The organism is Streptomyces sp. NBC_00271, from assembly GCF_036178845.1.
Lineage (GTDB): Bacteria > Actinomycetota > Actinomycetes > Streptomycetales > Streptomycetaceae > Streptomyces.
This window is the reverse complement of the sequence record NZ_CP108070.1, coordinates 10,605,995-10,621,887: the sequence shown is the minus strand read 5'-3', so window position 1 is coordinate 10,621,887 and position 15,893 is coordinate 10,605,995. Positions and strand designations below refer to the sequence as shown.

Sequence of the window (15,893 nt, the reverse complement as noted above, 5' to 3'; positions counted from 1 at the left end):
AGAATCAGATGGTCTCAGCAATGGTGGGCAGAGGTACGGCGCTGGGCGCGGCGCTGTTGGCCCTCCTCGCAGTCCCCGCACAGGCCGGCACCGCCGCGGCCGCGGATCTGCCGACACCCGACGACGCCGGTCTGCAGGCGGTGTTGCACACGGCTCTGTCCCAGGGCGCCCCCGGTGCGATGGTGCGGGTCGACGACAACGGCACGGTCCACCGGCTGTCGGAGGGAGTCGCCGACCGGGCCACCGGGCGTGCGATCACCACGACCGACCGGTTCCGCGTCGGCAGCGTCACCAAGAGTTTCTCCTCCGTGGTCCTGCTGCAGCTGGTGGACGAGGGCAGGCTCAACCTGGACGCTTCGGTGAACACCTATCTGCCCGGGCTGCTGCCCGACGACCGGATCACCGTGCGTCAGGTGATGAGCCACCGCAGTGGGCTGTACGACTACACCAACGACATGTTCGCGCAGACGGTCCCGGGCTTCGAGTCCGTCCGCAACAAGGTCTTCAGCTACCAGGACCTGGTCACCCTCTCCCTCAAGCACGGGGTCACCAACGCACCGGGCGCAGCCTATTCGTACTCCAACACGAACTTCGTCGTCGCGGGCATGCTCATCGAGAAGCTCACCGGCCACTCCGTGGCCACGGAGTACCAGCACCGCATCTTCACGCCGCTGAACCTGACCGACACCTTCTACGTGCACCCCGACACCGCCATCCCGGGCACGCACGCCAACGGCTACCTCACGCCGGACGAGGCCGGTGGGGCCCTGGTGGACTCCACCGAACAGACAGTGTCCTGGGCGCAGAGCGCGGGCGCGATCATCTCCAGCACACAGGACCTGGACACGTTCTTCTCCGCGCTGATGAGCGGGCAGCTCATGTCCGCCGCGCAGCTCACGCAGATGCAGCAGTGGACGACGGTCAACAGCACCCAGGGGTACGGCCTCGGCCTGCGCCGCCGTGACCTGTCCTGCGGTATCTCGGTGTACGGGCACACGGGCACCGTGCAGGGCTACTACACGTACGCCTTCGCCTCGAAGGACGGCAAGCGCAGCGTCACCGCGCTCGCCAACACCTCGAACAACGTGAACGTGCTGAACACGATGGCCCGCACGCTGGAATCCGCGTTCTGCGGCAAGGCGACGACCACGAAGCTGCGCAGTGCGACCTCCTCGGCGACCCCCGTGGAGCGCCACGAGGACATCGCGCCGGGCATCGCCCGCGACTGACGCGCGAAGGTGCGGCCGGACCCACCCGTCCGGCCGCACCCCTCCGCCGGACAGGCCCTGGGCCTGGTTCATGACTTCTTCAGGTCCGACCGGTAGGTCCGGTACAGGGCGCTGCCGTCGCCGCATCGCCTCGGGGGCTCGCTGCACTTCTGGCAGGCGAGCAGGTGGTCGAAATACGCCCGTTGACTTGCTCCCCCTGCTGCAGCAGGGAGATTCTGGCCTTCCTCACCGGGTCCTGTGCCGCTGCGCGGCACGAGTTCCGGTGTGGATTCCGTGGCTTCCTGCTTCTTCGCGTTGTGCCGGAACGAGTTCCGGTCTTACCTGCGCTCGACAGGCTGTCACCGCCAGTCCGGCGGCCTGTTTGACGTTCTTGGCGGCGTTGTGGTCCCGGTCATGGACCGTGCCGCAAGGCGTGCACGTCCAGGTGCGCACGTGCAGGGGTTTGGGCCCGTCCTTGACTCCACAGACCGAGCACACCTGACTGGTGGGCTCGAACCGGCCGACCTTCACAAAGACGCGCCCGTACCGGCCGGCCTTGTACTCCAGCATCGCGAGAAACTGCGCCCAGCCGGCGTCGTGCACGGATTTGCCGAGCCGGGTGCGCGCGAGGGCTTTCACCGCCAAGTCCTCCACCGCGACCGCTTGGCTTTCGCGGATCAACTGGGTGGAGAGCTGGTGGTGGAATTCGCGGCGGGCGTCGGCGACCTGCGCATGTGCGCGGGCCACCTTCAAGCGGGCCTTCTCCCGGTTCTTCGACCGCTTCTGCTTGCGGGACGACTCCCGCTGGGCCTTCTTCAGCTTCTTCTCCGCCCGGCGCAGGAAGCGCGGGGAGTCGATCTTCGTCCCGTCCGACAGGACCGCGAAATGTGTCAGGCCCAAGTCGATCCCCACAGACGGCAGACCGTCGGCATCCGGCATCCGTGCCAGGTCGGTGTCCGGGTCGGTCTCCACGACGAAGGAGGCGAAGTACCGGCCGGCTGCGTCCCGGATCACCGTCACGCTGGACGGCACCGAGGGCAGGGTGCGTGACCAGCGCACTTTCACCTCGCCGATCTTCGGCAGGAGCAGCCGCCCCGCCTCGGTGATCTTCCATCGGGCGTTCGCGGTGAACCGGATCGCCTGGCGGGCATCCCGCTTCGACTTGAAGCGCGGCGCCCCCACCCGTGCCCCCTGGCGGGCTCCTTTCAGAGAGGAGAAGTAGTTGGTGTAGGCGCGCTCCACGTCCCGCAGCGCCTGCTGCAGGATGACTGCCGACACCTCGGACAGCCACTGCCGCCCGGGGCCCTGCTTCGCCTCGGTGATCAGCGTCTTCGACAGCGCGCCCGCACTCGGAAACGCGGCACCCTCCCGCCGGGCCCGCTCCCGGGCGGCGACCGCGTCGTTGTACACCACCCGCGCACACCCGAACGCCCGCGCCAGCGCAACGCGCTGACCGGGCCCCGGGTCGAGGCGGAAGGCATACCGAAGCTGCATGATCCGGACGCTAACACCCACCACCGACAACCCCGACCCGATCAGCCGAACCCAGCCACGCCGGAACACCTCTGCACTGCCGTCATACGGGCAACACCGGCCCGGACAAAGCAATCCCCGGCTCGCCGGGCAGCCCTGCGGGCGCTCCGCGCCCGCCCCGCCCGGCACCGCGACGCTCCGCGTCGCAGCCACAGGATGCGCTTCACCCCCAGGCTGAACCCTGGAGCACTGCACAAAGAGTGCGGTAGCTGTGGGGAGCGAGCGTAGGGCGTTGCTGCGGCATGACGTTCTCCCCGTGGACGGCGGCTGCGACGCCCGTTATTGACCAATATTCAACAGCTTGATGAGCATAGGCGGAATGACCGGTCCCAGACCCGAGGTCGCCGGAGCCTGGCCGAATCCGACTCTCGCAGCCTGATACTGGTGGCATGGGATTCGCCGTCTTCATGACCCTGCCGGGACTGGTCATCCTGCTGACTCTAGCGGCCTTCGCGGACCAGCTGTTGCTGCGCGCCGGACGGGCTGGCCTTCTGCCGTGGCGGAACGGCGTGCGCCAGGGCCAGATATCCGCGACCGGCTTCGAGCAGTTGCACGCGAGTCTCTCGCCGGGCAAGCAGAACGAGCTCAAGGAGCGGCAGTCGGCCCTGGTGCTGCGGGACGACGAGGAGGACGGGGCACCCCCGCACCGTACGACGATCGACCTGGAGGGCGGGACGGCGGTCGTGCGCAGGCCGCGCTCATGACCTTCGACGACCTCGTGGAGCGGGCCGCGGCGCTGGTGCGCCCCGGTCGGCGTGCGATTCTCGGGATCACGGGAAGCCCTGGCGCGGGCAAGACCACGCTGGCCGAGCGCCTGGTCCGGGAGCTGAACGGCGACGCGCCCGGCCGGGTCGCGCATGTGCCGATGGACGGGTTCCATCTCGCGGACGTCGAGCTGGACAGGCTGGGCCGCCGGGACCGCAAGGGCGCTCCTGACACCTTCGACGCGGCGGGGTATGCGGCGCTGTTGGGCAGGCTGCGTGACGAGGAAGAGGACGACATCGTCTACGCGCCGGGCTTCGAGCGGACCTTGGAGCAGCCGATCGCGGGCGCCGTCCCGGTCCTGCGCAGCGCCCGCCTGATCATCACCGAGGGCAACTACCTCCTGCTGGGGGACGGGGCGTGGGCGCGCGTACGGTCACGGCTGGACGAGGTGTGGTTCTGCGAGCTCGACGAGGAAGAGCGCGTACGTCGTCTCGTCGAGCGCCACGAGGAGTTCGGCAAGGACCACGACACGGCGGTGGCCTGGGTGCTCGGCACGGACCAGCGCAACGCCGACCTGGTCGACGCGACACGGGACCGTGCCGACCTGGTCGTCGGCGCGGAGGTCACCGCCGCAGCAGTTCCAGCGCGGGTTCCCCTCGGTCATCACCCGCGGGATTCCCGATCAGTGCGGTGAACGCCTCGGTGCGGATCGTCAGGCCCGCCGGTGTGTCCGCGAAGGTGGGGGCGAGGGGGCCCGGGGAGCCGTAGCGCACGACGAAGACGTGCAGGTCCTGCGGGGCGCCGGGAGCCGGTGCGGCTTCGAGTGCCGTGGAGGCGACGAGATGGCACCAGCCCTCGTCCGGGTTGCCGTAGCCGCGCGGGTCGGCGGCCAGGGCGAACGCCGCCAACTCCTGGGTCGTCTCGGAGCGGGCGTCGAAGTGGTCGACGCCCTCCGTGCGTGGATGTGTCAGCGTGAGCGGGCCGGCGGAGGTCACGGCGGCCTCGGCGGTCCTGCGCACCCGGTCCCCGTCGTCGGTGGCGTACGGCAGTCCGGCGAGCAAGTACGGCGTCCCGTCGAGGCGTTCGACGGCGACCGTGGTCCACAGGCTCACGCCGTCGGTGACGTACAGCGACCGGACGTGGCGCAGCACGTGGTCACGGCCGACGACCGGTTTGGTGACGAGCTTGGCGCTCAGGCCGTCGATCTCGAGGTCGCGCACCCGTACCTCGCCCATGGGGCGGCTGAGCAGGAAGCCGTCGACGACCGGGCCGAATCCGTGCTGTCGGTTGACCGCGGCGGGCAGGTAGTACGTGCCCGCCGCCTCGACCAGCGAAGGGGTCATCCGCTGGTCGAAGGCCACCGAGACCGTGCCCGCGCGCAGTTGATGCCGTACGGGGTTCCTCGACGGCGTCCGGTGCCACTGCGTGGCGTCCTGGATCTGCCAGACCAGCATGAACGCGAAGTGGCCGTCGAGCGCGCCGTCCGGCCCGACCGCGTGCCGGCCCCAGCGGGTGTCGCCCCGGTAACGGCCGAGGTCGGCGCCGATCCGACGGCCGAAGTGACGCAGGCCGAGCACGGCCTCGAAGCCGGAGTGCTGTTCGCTGTAGCGCGGCCCGCCGATGTCGAAGCCGCCCACCGTCAGACGAGCGTCGAGATACCGGGCGAGCGCGTCCCCGTCCTCGGCGAAGACCGGCTCCCCGCTGACCTTGTGGGCCTGGGCGAGGAAGGAGAGGGAGATCGGCCCGTAGTTGTTGTCGTACGCGCCCCCGTGCTCCGGGGGCAGCAGGGCACCCCGGTCGCGGACGCGGCGGGCGCGGATCTCGTCGGCGTACAGACGCATCGCCCGCGCACGGACCGACTCCCCTTCCTCCGTGGGGAGATGGCCTGCGAGCATCAGCCCACCGACGACACAGCCGATGGCCTGGTTGCCGGCCTCCTGCGGGTTGAAGAAGGTCGCGTCGGTCAGCCAGAGCCAGTAGCCGTGCGCCAACTCGACCAGTTCACGGCGGTCCTCGTCGGGGACGATCGGGTCGGCCGTGCCCAGGATGTTGACCGCTTGGAGCAACGCCCACACCGTGCTCGGCCAGTCACCGATGGGGTGGGCGCCGTCCTCCAGTACGTAACGGGCGTACGGCAGTCCGGAGCCGCGCCTCCTCAGGTTCGGGTAGCCGGGGTTGTCCTCGGTGAAGACCCGCTCCCGCAGATGGAAGCGCAGACCGCGGCTGACAGCCTCCGGCAGGCGCGGGTCCTGCGTGCGCCGCCAGGCGAGCGCCAGCAGGGAGGTGACGCCGAGGGAGGTGTCACCGACGTCGTCCACACAGTCGGGGTGTTCGAGATTGCCCTCGGGCGTGAGGCGGGCCAGGGCCTGCTCCACAACGTCGGCGAGGACCGCGTCGTACGCCTCGGGCGTGTCCGGCAGGTCGTGCAGCGGGCCGAGCTGGCGCGGCAGGTGCATGGGTCGATCAGCCCTTCATGCCGGAGGTGGCCATGGCGCGGTTCGTCGGGGTCAGACGACAGGCGAGGGACGGCGGGCGCGCAGCGCGACGGTCAGCGTGTGAGGGCCGTACCCACCGATGTAGACGCGGTTCCCGGTCGCCGCGTCGGTGGCGCCGACCACGGTCTGGTCCTGCCCCGGGTCGTACCGTAGTACGTCGCTCCGGTCCGGCCCGGCGAGCGGTTCGCCTGCCTCGACGCCGGCCTCGACCCGGATCTCGTCGTCGCCGACCCGGTAGGTCATCGGCCCGGTCGTCAGGCACCAGCGTCCGTCGCCGATCGGTACGGCGCCCTCGGGCACGCCGCCCGGCCGGAAGGTCAGTTCGAGGGCCCAGGGCACCCTTGGTCCGCTGATGTCGATCCGCAGGTCGGCACCGTCCTCCCGCAGCTCCGCTTCGACGCGGGTCGTGTGGGAGACCTCGTCCCGGGGCCGGTCCGGGAAGGCCATCGCGGCGGAGAAGCGTCCCTCGTCCGCCATCCGGTAGGCGCCGTCGTCGCGTCGCCGGTCCGGCGGGAGCGGCTGGTAGTAGGCGGCCGTGAGGGTTTCGGTGAGCCGGTACCGGTTGTCGGCGAGCTGTTGCATGTCCGCGGCGTGGAACGGGCCCAGGTCGAAGAAGCCCCGTGAGAGGCGGACCGCGTCGAGGACGGCGTCACCGGCGAACAGGCGCAGGAAGGTGGGATTGCAGGCGAGGCCCGAGCGGATGCGCCGGTGCTCGGGCACGTCCGAGCCGCCGTACAGGACGCTGTGCGCGGTGGCGGAGGCACGTGCGGCAAGGCGCGCCGTGGCGAGGTACCGGTCGCGGGGAAGGGGTTCCGGCGCCGGTTTCGGCAGCACACGGCACAGGTCGGGGGTGAGGAGGGTCTCGGCGAGCAGGTCGGGGGCGTCGATGCCGCCGGCGGCCGCCAGCCGCGCCGCCCGGCTGAAGTCGCCCCGGCCGGTGCGGATCGCGAGCAGCCGGTAGTGCGGCAGGTAGGGCGCCAGCGGGAACGGGTGGTTCTGGTCCTGCCGCCGCGAGTGGACGGTCTCCACCGTGCCGTCCGGTCTGATGAGGTCCAGGGTCGCGGTGAGGTTGCGTTCGACGGCGTCCCACAGGTCGGTGCGGCCGAGGACGTCGGCCAGGAGCAGCAGCGACGGGTTGGACACGTGGGCCGCGTAGTTGGCGCTCCGCTCCGAGTACAGGCCCTCCGCATCGATGTCGACGCCCTCGGCGAGCCACGCGTCGATGCGGTCGAGCAGCCGGCTGTCCGGGAACGACCGGTGCAGCCGGGCCAGCGCCGCGCACAGCTCCCAGCGGTGATTCGGGGTGTGCACCCCACCGGCCAGGAGACTGCCGGAGGCGGCCCCGGCGATCTCGGCGAGCGCGGCCGTGACGTCGCGCAGTTCCGGCCCCGCGCCCGCGGCGAGGACGTGCGCGTCGCACACGTCGTTGACGGTGAACGCGGAGTCCGGCGGTGACTGCACGTTGTCGCCGCCGGCGAAGAGGCCGGTGGTGGTCTGCGCGGCCCGGAGGGCGCCGAGGTGGGCCATCATGGCGGCGACGACCTGCCTGCTGCCGTGCAGTGCCGAGTCCGTGGAACGGTACGCCGCGACCATGGTCTTCACCCGGCGTGCCAGAGCGCGGTGGGTCACACCGGCAGGTTCCGCGTCGGGGCCGGCCGCCAGCGGGGCGGCCAGCCGGTCGGCTGCGCCGGCCACCGCCCGGACGAACTCGTGGTCGAGCGGGGTGGGCACGGTCAGTCCTTCAGGCCGGCATTGATGTCGGCTCCCATGACGTAGCGCTGGAAGACCAGGAAGATGACGATCAGCGGGATCATGGAGATGACCGATGCGCCGAGCAGGACCGACCAGTTGATGTTCTGCGCGCCGACGATGCTCTGGATGCCGATCTGCACGGTGAACTTGTTGGGGTCGTTCAGCATCAGAAGCGGCCAGATGTAGTCGTTCCACCGCCACTGGAAGGACAGGATGGCGAGGGTGAGCATGATGGGCCGGGAGAGCGGCACCATGATCCGCAGGAAGATCGACAGTTCGCGGGCGCCGTCGATGCGTGCGGCTTCCACGAGTTCGTCGGGAACCGTCAGGAAGAACTGGCGGAACATGAAGCATCCGGTCGCGGTGAGCACGGCCGGGAGGATGATGCCGGCGAACGAGTTGTAGAGGCCGAGGTTGCGGACCACCAGGAACTCCGGGGCGAGCATGACCTCGGACGGCAGCATCGTGGTGGCCAGGATGCAGATGAAGAAGACCTTGAGCCATTTGTTGTCGTACTTGGCCAGCGCGTACCCGGTGCAGCAGCTGACTCCCACCGTGAGGATCGTCGTGATCACGCACACGATGGCCGTGTTGACGAAGTACTGGGAGAAGTTGGCACTGCGCCACGCCGTCAGGTAACCCGACAGGGTGGGGTTGTGCGGAACCGGCGTCAGCGGATAGGAGAACAGGTCGCTGGCCGGCTTGAGGGAGCTGAGGATGAACCACAGCACCGGCAACCCGTACAGGCACGCCAGGATCCACAGCAGTGTCGTCGCGGGCACCGCCCGCCGGAGCCCACCACTGCCCGCCTTGCGGGGCCGCTTCTTGGAGACGGCCCGTTCGGGACCGGCGTCGGCCGGGCGTGGCATGTCTGTGGTTGTCATCGGTTCTCCACCCGCCGGTTGACGATCAGCTGGATGATCGCGACGGCCATCAGGATGAGCATGAGCACGAAGGACGCGGCGCTCGCGTAGCCGATCTGGCCCCGTTTGAAGCCGGTCTCATAGATGTACTGGACGAGCAGGTTGTTCGACGTGCCGGGTCCGCCGTTGTTGAGGGCGACGAACACCGGGTATTCCTTCATCGCGTTGATCGTGTTGAGCAGGATGACGATGAACGAGGTGGGCGCGATGCTCGGCAGCGTGATGCTGATGAACTGGCGCCATGGGCCGGCGCCGTCGAGCGAGGCCGCCTCGTAGTAGGACACCGGTACGTTCTTGATCGCCGCGATGAACAGCAGCATCGAGAAACCCGTCCAGGCCCAGGACGCCGCCATCACCACCACTATCAACGACAGGTCCGCGTTGGACTGCCACGGAACGGCACTTCCGCCGAGCTTCTCGATGACGTAGTTGACCAGTCCGAAGTTCTCACCGAACAGCCACCGCCACAGGACACCCACGACGATGGGCGACAGAAGCCATGGGATGAAGAAGATGACGCGGGCGACCGACGCGCCCTTGGCGTGCTTGCTCACCACCAGGTTGGCGGCGAGCAGCGAGAGCGCGAAGTTCAGCGGTACGAAGAGCACGGCGTACAGCAGCGTCCGGCTCAGCGCGTCGTAGAAGGTGGAGTCCCCGAACAGGTTGTGGTAATTGTCCAGTCCGATGAACTGGAACGCCCCTACACCCGTGTAGTTCGTGAAGGAGTAGACGAGCCCGATCACCGCCGGCCAGACGAAGAACAGCGCGAAGAGCACGACATTGGCCGCGATGAGGACGAGCGGCGCAAGGGTGTACTTACTGCGCCTCCTGGGCGGGCTCACGGACACGTCCGAGGCGTGTTTTGTCATCTTCCTGACTCCGTGCTGGTGGAATGGATTGCTGTGGGCTCGGACCATGAGCCCGGCATCACGTGGGCGCCCAGGGCCGGGCGGCAGTGTCTCGACCCCGCCGCCCGGCCCGCCGGCCTACGATCCGCCGCCGACCTGCTGGTTGTAGCCGGCCACGATGTTCTCCAGGGCCTTGTCGGCCGACTGCTGACCGTTGATCGCCTTGCCGAGCTCCGTCTTGGTCGGGTCCTCGGTGAGACTCTTGCCCTTCAGCACCCAGTTCGTCTGCGCGCCGTTGAAGTAGCCCGAGATCGGGGCGTAGAGCGGGATCTCCTCGTTGTACAGCTTGAACGCCGCCTGCGCCGCTTCGGACTTGAAGGGGTACGTCGGGTTCAGACCGCTCTCGACCGGCAGGAACCCGGACGCCTCACACAGCGCCTGGTAGTGGGCCGGCTCGTACAGCCAGGACAGGAACTTCGTCGCGGCGGTGGCCGCGTCGGCGTTGTTGTTGAAGCCCACCGTCATGCCGCCGCTGTTCACGTCGCTGGCCTGCACCGGCTGGGCGGGAGTCGGGACGCTCGCCCACTCGAACTTCTTGATGCTCTCCGCGAAGGCGGGAACCTGCCACACGCCGGACCAGTAGGCGACCACGTCACCGCTCTGGAACATGGCCGACGGGTCGGCGCCGCTGGTCCACACCGACTTCGGCATGGTCTTGTCGTCGTTCAGTCCGACGAAGTAGTTCACGGCCTTCTTGGTCGCCGCGTCCACCGAGAACTTGCCGGAGGAGTCCGCGTGGACGTACTGCCCGCCCATCTCGTACACCATGGCGCGGAGTCTGGACGGCGACTGGTCGAACGTCAGGGAGTACTTGGCCTTGGTCTTCTCCCGGACCTCGTCCGCCGCCTTGATGAAGTCGGTCCAGGTCCAGGTCTTGTCGGGCGAGGTCGGGAAGGAGACGCCGGCCTTCTCGAAGAGCGACTTGTTGATGTACAGGCCGGACGCGGTGACGTCCGAGGGGATGGACAGCACCTTCCCTGACGAGTCCTTGGCGAGGAAGTTGGCGTTGATCTTGTTGGTCTTGTTGTTGGCGATGGAGCTGAGGTCGATCAGCTTGTTCGACCAGATCGGGTCCAGCGCCGGCACGGCCGCCACGTCGGGCAGGGAGTTCGCCTGCGCGGCGTTGTGCAGCTTCGTCGTGTAGCCGTCGTAGGGGATGTTGACGAGCTTGACGTCGACGCCGGTTTCCTTCTTGTACTGCGCCACCATCTTCTTCCAGCCCGCGTCCTGCCCCGGAACCGTGGAGATCCAGAACGTCAGCGACTTGGAGGTCCCGCCCGAGCCGGATCCCGACCCGCAGGCGGAGAGCAGCAGGGCTCCTGCCGTGGCCACGGCAGCGAGAGGAGCCAGGCGGCGCATGCCGCCGCGGCCGAGTCGGCGAGAGCGCCGCACACCCACACTGGTCATCTTCAATCCCTTTTCGTCGTAGCGGAAGAAGCACGGCGCCAGCCGAGGCGGCACGGGTGCATTTCGAGGGAGATTTCGCTTTCCGGGGGCACGGCCTCGCCCGGCCGTGTCGCCTTGACGGGTGGGGTCCCCAGCCTCGACGGCCGCCGCCCGCGAGCACGCCCTCGCCGGGCTGCCGTACGTCTGGGTACGGCCGGGACGCTCACCCCAAGCCGACGTCCCGGCCGACTTAGAAAGCGCTTGTCCGGACATTGGCAGACCGATAAGGAAGCCGTCAATCCTTCGCCTGCGCGCCTTCGGTCACGTTTTGGACTCCCTTGGTCACGGCGAGCCGGGCGGCACCCACGACGGTACCGAGATCTCCGATCTGGCTGCTGACCACCTCGGTGGGCCAGCTGAGCCGGCCCAGTTCGGCGCGCACCCCCGGCAGGAGCTGCGGATCGGAGCCCGTGCTGCCGCCCAGCACGATCAGCCCAGGGTCCAGTACGGCGGTCACGGCGGCGGCCAGCCGGCCCACGTCGGCGGCGTGCCGGGCGACGAGCCCACGGGCGGGTTCCCGGCCCGCGGCGGCCAGCGCGAAGAGCCGCTCGGCGGTACGGGGGCGCGGGCCGTCACCGGCCCGCCAGGCCCGGGCGGCCCGGCGCAGCAGGGCGTGCGAGCCGACATAAGCCTCCAGAGCCTCCTGACGCGGCTCCCGGTCGTCGTCCCAGGGATACGGCAGCCGGGCCAGCTCACCGGCCGCGCCGTTGGCGCCGCGCAGCACTTGGCCGCCGATGACGATGCCGAGACCGATACCGACGCCGATCCGCAGATAGCCGAAGGTACGACGGCCCCGCGCGGCGCCCTCCTGCAGTTCGGCGAGGGCCGCGCAGTTGACGTTGTTCTCCAGGTGGACGGGCACGCCCTGCGGCAGCGCGACGGACACGGCGTCGAAGACGGGCCCGGCCTTGGCGGTCGCCGGGCGCATGCCGGTGCCCGCACGGTCGGGCTCGGTGACGTCACCGACGGCGACCACGATGGCCCGCAGCGGGGCGCCGGCGGGCAGCGCGGCCAGCGCCTCGCGGACGGCCTCGGCGGCCCGGGCCCGCGGGGTGGCCGTCTCGGTGAGCAGGGTGCCGTCCAGGGCGCAGCCGCGCACCCGGGTGCGGGCCGGGCCCAAGTCGACGGCGAGGACCGAGCCGGAGGCGGGCCCCAGGCCGTATACGGCCGCGGAGCGGCCGGTGCCGCTGGACGCGGTGCCGGAGTGGGTGGCCAGCCGGGCGCTCTCCAGTTCCGCGACGGCGGCGGAGACCGTCGGCTTGGACAGCCCCGCGAGGCTCGCCAGCTGCGGCCGGGTGGCGCTGCCGGCCTGGGCCAGGACGGCGAACACCGCGCTGGCGCTCTCGGTGAGGCGGGGGGCTTCAGTCACGACGTGTTCCACAGTTCCCCCATGGGTCAGGGGCCGCGCTCCCCGGGTGACGGAATGCGGCGATGCGATGCCCTCGTGCCGCGCGGTCCCGCCCCCCGGCGGCGTCCCGTTGATCGACTGCGCGACAACTCTTGACGCACTGTACTTCGTTAGTTAATTTCCTAACGAAGTGCGGTACTCGCCTGCCGTGCTCCGTAAGAGGCCCGTCCCGGGGCTTCCCGACTCGCTCAATTCCTGTTCGACCAGACACGGTTCGCCCGCCGTCTCAGCACAGTGCCATGTTCTTCGGCGCTCTTCGCCCAGACGACGAAAGAGGATCCGTGCAGGACACTCCTTCATCCCCGCTCGTGGTCGGCATCGACGTGGGTGGCACCAAGACCCATCTCCGCGCCCTCGTCGGCGCGGACCCGGTCGCCGATCACGTCCGGCCGAGCAGCGGCTGGCGGCCGCACGAACCGGCCGCCGCCGCCCGCTGGCTGACGGCACTGATCCACGAGGCCCTGCCCGTCGACACCCGCCCGGCCGCACTGGCCGTCGGCGGGCATGCCTGTGAGACCCCCCGCCAGTGCGCGGGCATCGCCGCCGCGCTGCGCGAGGTCCTCGACATGCCCATCCTGGTGGTGGGCGACGCCGAACTCCTCGTTCCCGCCGCGGGGCTGGACAAGGGGGTCGGTCTCGTGGCCGGCACCGGTTCGGTGGCGGTGGGGCGACTGGCCGACGGGAGCGCCGTTCAGGTCGGCGGCTGGGGCGCGGCGCTCGGTGACGAGGGCGGCTCCGCCGGTCTCGTACGGGAAGCGGCGCGCGCCGTGTGGGCGGCGCACGACCGTGGTGAAGCCCCGGACGAACTCGCCCAGGGGCTCATCGCCGCGTTCGGGGTGAGCGAGGTGCCCGCCCTGGGCGCCGCGCTGGAGAGCGCCACGGACGTGTCGGCCGAGTGGGGCCGGCACGCGCCCGTCGTGTTCGCGGCCGCGGAGCGGGGCTCCCGGATCGCGCGGTCGGTGATCGCGGACGGGGGCCGGTCCCTCGCCGCGCTCGTCGTGCGGCTCGCCGAGCGCGGGGTCGCCGTCGACGACGTGGTGGTCGCCGGCAGCACCGTGCTCTCCCAACCCGCCCTGTACACCTCCTTCACGACGTCACTCACCGAGTACCTACCCGGGGCACGGCCCAGGCCGCTGCGGGCGGCGCCGGTCGAGGGGGCCGTGGCGCTGGCGCATGCCCTCATATGAGGGGACGGGATGGCGTGACGCTCGCGAGACAACCGGCGCCCCGCGGGGCAGCGCGCGTCGCCGCGGTGTGGAGGCCGGACAAGTAGCTTGCGCCGGAGGCGCGTTCGTTCGTACAGCGGGCGCACAGGGTAGGCGCATTCGTCCGTACGACACTTCACCGCCCCCCGCGCTTCGCAACCGTGACATGAATCAGCCGTAGATCTTCGCTCGTATGACTCGTCCTCACCACAGGGGCACAGTCGCTTCACGACTTCACCCGGCTGTCGGAGGACCCATTCCACTCAGGAGAGGCACATCCATGCCATCACCAGCCGGGCAGCAGTCCGTCCCCTCGGTCCCCGCCCGTGAACGCGCCCTGAACCGACGGGTGTTCCTGCGCAACTCGCTCGGCGCCTCGGCGGGACTGCTGGCCGCTCCGACCGTCGTCACCTGGCTCTCCGCCGCGGACGCGAAGGCCGCGACAAACCCCGCCGCCTTCGTGGACGACTACACCACCAACGTCCTCGCCAACCTGACGCCCGAGACCAACGCGGTGGTCCGCATCCTCGGCGGCATGAGCAAGGTGTGGAAGACCGGCGGTGCCTGGAACACGGGCACGCCGCTCATGCCCGAGGTGCTGCGCGCCAACATGCGCTACTGCGCCCGCATCACGCACGCCCGCACCGAGGCACAGGCGAAAGAGGCGTTCATCTACGACCGGCAGCACCAGAGTTACGCAATGATCGCCGGCCTGGGTCCGCTGGCCGACCTGTACAAGACCGGCGCCAAGGCGGTCACCTCCATCACCAGCGCTCCTGACGGCACTCCTTCCGGCAAGATCAACGACGCCGTGCCGGCCGACGCTCCGGCGGGCTCCGCGCAGGGCGCCGGTTCGCACGACTCGGCGCTCGGCAAGGTCGCCGAGCTGGTGGACACGGTGCGCGGCCCGTACGCCTCCGGCAACCCCGGCAAGTACGCCTTCCAGTACCCGCGCCCGTGGCGTATGAACGAGAACAGCGAGGTCGTCGACACCGGGAAGGTCGACGCGCTCGGCTTCCCGGTCTACGACTCCGACGTGATCGTCGCTCCGCAGCTGCTGTGGCAGCGCGGCACGACCGCGGTGGACGACGGCGGCTTCCCCAGCGGCCACACCAACGCCTTCCACCTGGCGGGACTGGCGTACGCGTACGCGGTGCCCGAGCGCTTCCAGGAGCTGGTGGCGCGCGCCTACGAGCTCAGCCACACCCGGATCATGGCGGGCATGCACTCCACCGTCGACGTCATCGGCGGCCGGATCATGGCCACGGCCCTGGCCGCCGCCACGCTGGCCGACCCCGCCAACGCCACCCTCAAGGCCGCCGCGCGCGCCCAGGCTTCCGCGTACTTCCAGCAGCAGACCGGTTCGACGGCGGACACCCTGTACGCCTACGCGCACTCCGCGGACGTCGCCACCGACCCGTACGCCGACCGGGCCGCCAACGCCCGCGCGCTCACGCCCCGGCTGACGTACGTCCTCACCCGGCACGGCCGCTCCGAGGGCATGACCGTACCCAAGGGCGCCGAGGTCCTGCTGGAGACGCGGCTGCCCTACCTCGACGCCGCCCAGCGCCGCGAGGTGCTCCGCACGACCGCCCTGCCTTCCGGGTACGTGCTGCTCGACGGCTTCGAGCAGTGGGGCCGGCTCAACCTGTTCGCCGCCGCGGACGGGTACGGGGCCTTCGAGTCCGACGTGCACGTCACCATGAACGCCGCCGACGGGGGCTTCAGCGCGACCGACACCTGGCGCAACGACATCTCCGGGTGCGGCCGGCTGGTCAAACGCGGCACCGGTGCACTGACCCTGACGGGCCACAACGCCCACACGGGCGGCACCGTGCTGGCGGAGGGCGTGCTGACAGCCGGTTCGTCGGATGCGCTGGGGTGCGGCGACGTGCGGGTGGACGGCGGGACCCTGCGGGTGAGTGCGGCGTCGTCCGTACGCGTGCACGGCAGCTACACGCAGGCGTCCGGCGCGAGCCTGGAGGCAACGCTCCGTGCGGGCCGCGTGCCCGCGCTGACGGTGGAGCGACGGGTGGTACTGAGCCGGGACAGCGCGCTCACGCTGCGGCTGGACGCCGACCGGCCGCCGGTCCCCGGCACCACCGTCCCGGTGCTCCGGACGTCGTCGCTGCGAGGCCAGTTCGCCCGTATCACCGTCGAGGCGGACGGATACCGGGCCGTGCCCGTGTACTCGGTGGACGGGCTGTCCGTACGACTCGTACGGCACTGATCCCCGCCTTGGCGACGAGCTGAGCGACAGGACCCGTGGACCGTGCGTGAGCGGTCCACGGGTCCTCTTCGTTTCCGTGC

Annotated in this window: 12 protein-coding genes; 5 read left to right on the top strand and 7 right to left on the bottom strand. The window is 70.2% G+C overall.

Going from position 1 to position 15,893, the window contains the following annotated elements; all coding sequences use genetic code 11:
- The first annotated feature begins 8 nt into the window (after nucleotides 1-8).
- Entirely contained in the window at nucleotides 9-1,229 is a 1,221-nt protein-coding gene (locus OG798_RS48350; RefSeq protein WP_328759337.1) for a serine hydrolase domain-containing protein, read from the top strand.
- A 225-nt stretch (nucleotides 1,230-1,454) separates the two neighbouring features.
- Here OG798_RS48350 and OG798_RS48345 read toward each other — a convergent pair whose 3' ends face one another.
- The gene (locus tag OG798_RS48345; protein WP_328759336.1) at nucleotides 1,455-2,702 is read right to left on the bottom strand and encodes an RNA-guided endonuclease InsQ/TnpB family protein; all 1,248 of its coding nucleotides are present in this window, start codon (nucleotides 2,700-2,702) and stop codon (nucleotides 1,455-1,457) included.
- Between the two features lie 428 nt (nucleotides 2,703-3,130).
- On the opposite strand from OG798_RS48345, the gene OG798_RS48340 reads away from it, so the two are divergent.
- Entirely contained in the window at nucleotides 3,131-3,445 is a 315-nt protein-coding gene (locus tag OG798_RS48340) for a DUF6191 domain-containing protein (protein WP_168499379.1), read from the top strand.
- Nucleotides 3,442-4,140: a nucleoside/nucleotide kinase family protein gene (locus OG798_RS48335; protein ID WP_095850610.1), complete on the top strand. Its 699-nt coding sequence runs from the start codon at nucleotides 3,442-3,444 to the stop codon at nucleotides 4,138-4,140. Before OG798_RS48340 ends, OG798_RS48335 begins: the two co-directional genes overlap by 4 nt.
- Here the strand turns inward: OG798_RS48335 and OG798_RS48330 are convergent.
- From OG798_RS48330 to OG798_RS48305, 6 genes are all read right to left on the bottom strand, one after another.
- On the bottom strand, nucleotides 4,070-5,902 hold the full coding sequence (locus OG798_RS48330) for a hypothetical protein (protein WP_328759335.1): 1,833 nt from the start codon (nucleotides 5,900-5,902) through the stop codon (nucleotides 4,070-4,072). The genes OG798_RS48335 and OG798_RS48330 overlap by 71 nt on opposite strands.
- Before the next feature lie 51 nt (nucleotides 5,903-5,953).
- Nucleotides 5,954-7,672 carry a hypothetical protein gene (locus OG798_RS48325; RefSeq protein ID WP_328759334.1) on the bottom strand — a complete coding sequence of 573 codons (1,719 nt, stop codon included), beginning with the start codon at nucleotides 7,670-7,672 and terminating at the stop codon, nucleotides 5,954-5,956.
- Between the two features lie 2 nt (nucleotides 7,673-7,674).
- A complete protein-coding gene (locus tag OG798_RS48320) occupies nucleotides 7,675-8,577 on the bottom strand; it encodes a carbohydrate ABC transporter permease (protein ID WP_328759333.1) in 903 nt (300 codons plus the stop codon).
- The gene (locus OG798_RS48315) at nucleotides 8,574-9,485 is read right to left on the bottom strand and encodes a carbohydrate ABC transporter permease (protein WP_097223560.1); all 912 of its coding nucleotides are present in this window, start codon (nucleotides 9,483-9,485) and stop codon (nucleotides 8,574-8,576) included. The genes OG798_RS48320 and OG798_RS48315 overlap by 4 nt, the downstream gene beginning before the upstream one ends.
- A gap of 117 nt (nucleotides 9,486-9,602) precedes the next feature.
- On the bottom strand, nucleotides 9,603-10,931 hold the full coding sequence (locus OG798_RS48310) for an extracellular solute-binding protein (protein WP_328759332.1): 1,329 nt from the start codon (nucleotides 10,929-10,931) through the stop codon (nucleotides 9,603-9,605).
- Between the two features lie 274 nt (nucleotides 10,932-11,205).
- A complete protein-coding gene (locus OG798_RS48305) occupies nucleotides 11,206-12,339 on the bottom strand; it encodes an ROK family transcriptional regulator (protein ID WP_328759331.1) in 1,134 nt (377 codons plus the stop codon).
- Between the two features lie 320 nt (nucleotides 12,340-12,659).
- Here OG798_RS48305 and OG798_RS48300 point away from each other — a divergent pair, with 320 nt between their 5' ends.
- Together OG798_RS48300 and OG798_RS48295 are read left to right on the top strand one after the other, a co-directional pair.
- Entirely contained in the window at nucleotides 12,660-13,565 is a 906-nt protein-coding gene (locus OG798_RS48300) for an N-acetylglucosamine kinase (protein WP_328759330.1), read from the top strand.
- A 298-nt stretch (nucleotides 13,566-13,863) separates the two neighbouring features.
- Entirely contained in the window at nucleotides 13,864-15,813 is a 1,950-nt protein-coding gene (locus tag OG798_RS48295; protein ID WP_328759329.1) for a phosphatase PAP2 family protein, read from the top strand.
- Nucleotides 15,814-15,893: the final 80 nt, after the last annotated feature.

Coding starts and splice junctions, on each gene's coding strand:
- OG798_RS48350 (WP_328759337.1), top strand. CDS start 9: ATGGTCTCAGCAATGGTGGGCAGAGGTACGGCGCTGGGCGCGGCGCTG.
- OG798_RS48345 (WP_328759336.1), bottom strand. CDS start 2,702: ATGCAGCTTCGGTATGCCTTCCGCCTCGACCCGGGGCCCGGTCAGCGC.
- OG798_RS48340 (WP_168499379.1), top strand. CDS start 3,131: ATGGGATTCGCCGTCTTCATGACCCTGCCGGGACTGGTCATCCTGCTG.
- OG798_RS48335 (WP_095850610.1), top strand. CDS start 3,442: ATGACCTTCGACGACCTCGTGGAGCGGGCCGCGGCGCTGGTGCGCCCC.
- OG798_RS48330 (WP_328759335.1), bottom strand. CDS start 5,902: ATGCACCTGCCGCGCCAGCTCGGCCCGCTGCACGACCTGCCGGACACG.
- OG798_RS48320 (WP_328759333.1), bottom strand. CDS start 8,577: ATGACAACCACAGACATGCCACGCCCGGCCGACGCCGGTCCCGAACGG.
- OG798_RS48315 (WP_097223560.1), bottom strand. CDS start 9,485: ATGACAAAACACGCCTCGGACGTGTCCGTGAGCCCGCCCAGGAGGCGC.
- OG798_RS48310 (WP_328759332.1), bottom strand. CDS start 10,931: ATGACCAGTGTGGGTGTGCGGCGCTCTCGCCGACTCGGCCGCGGCGGC.
- OG798_RS48295 (WP_328759329.1), top strand. CDS start 13,864: ATGCCATCACCAGCCGGGCAGCAGTCCGTCCCCTCGGTCCCCGCCCGT.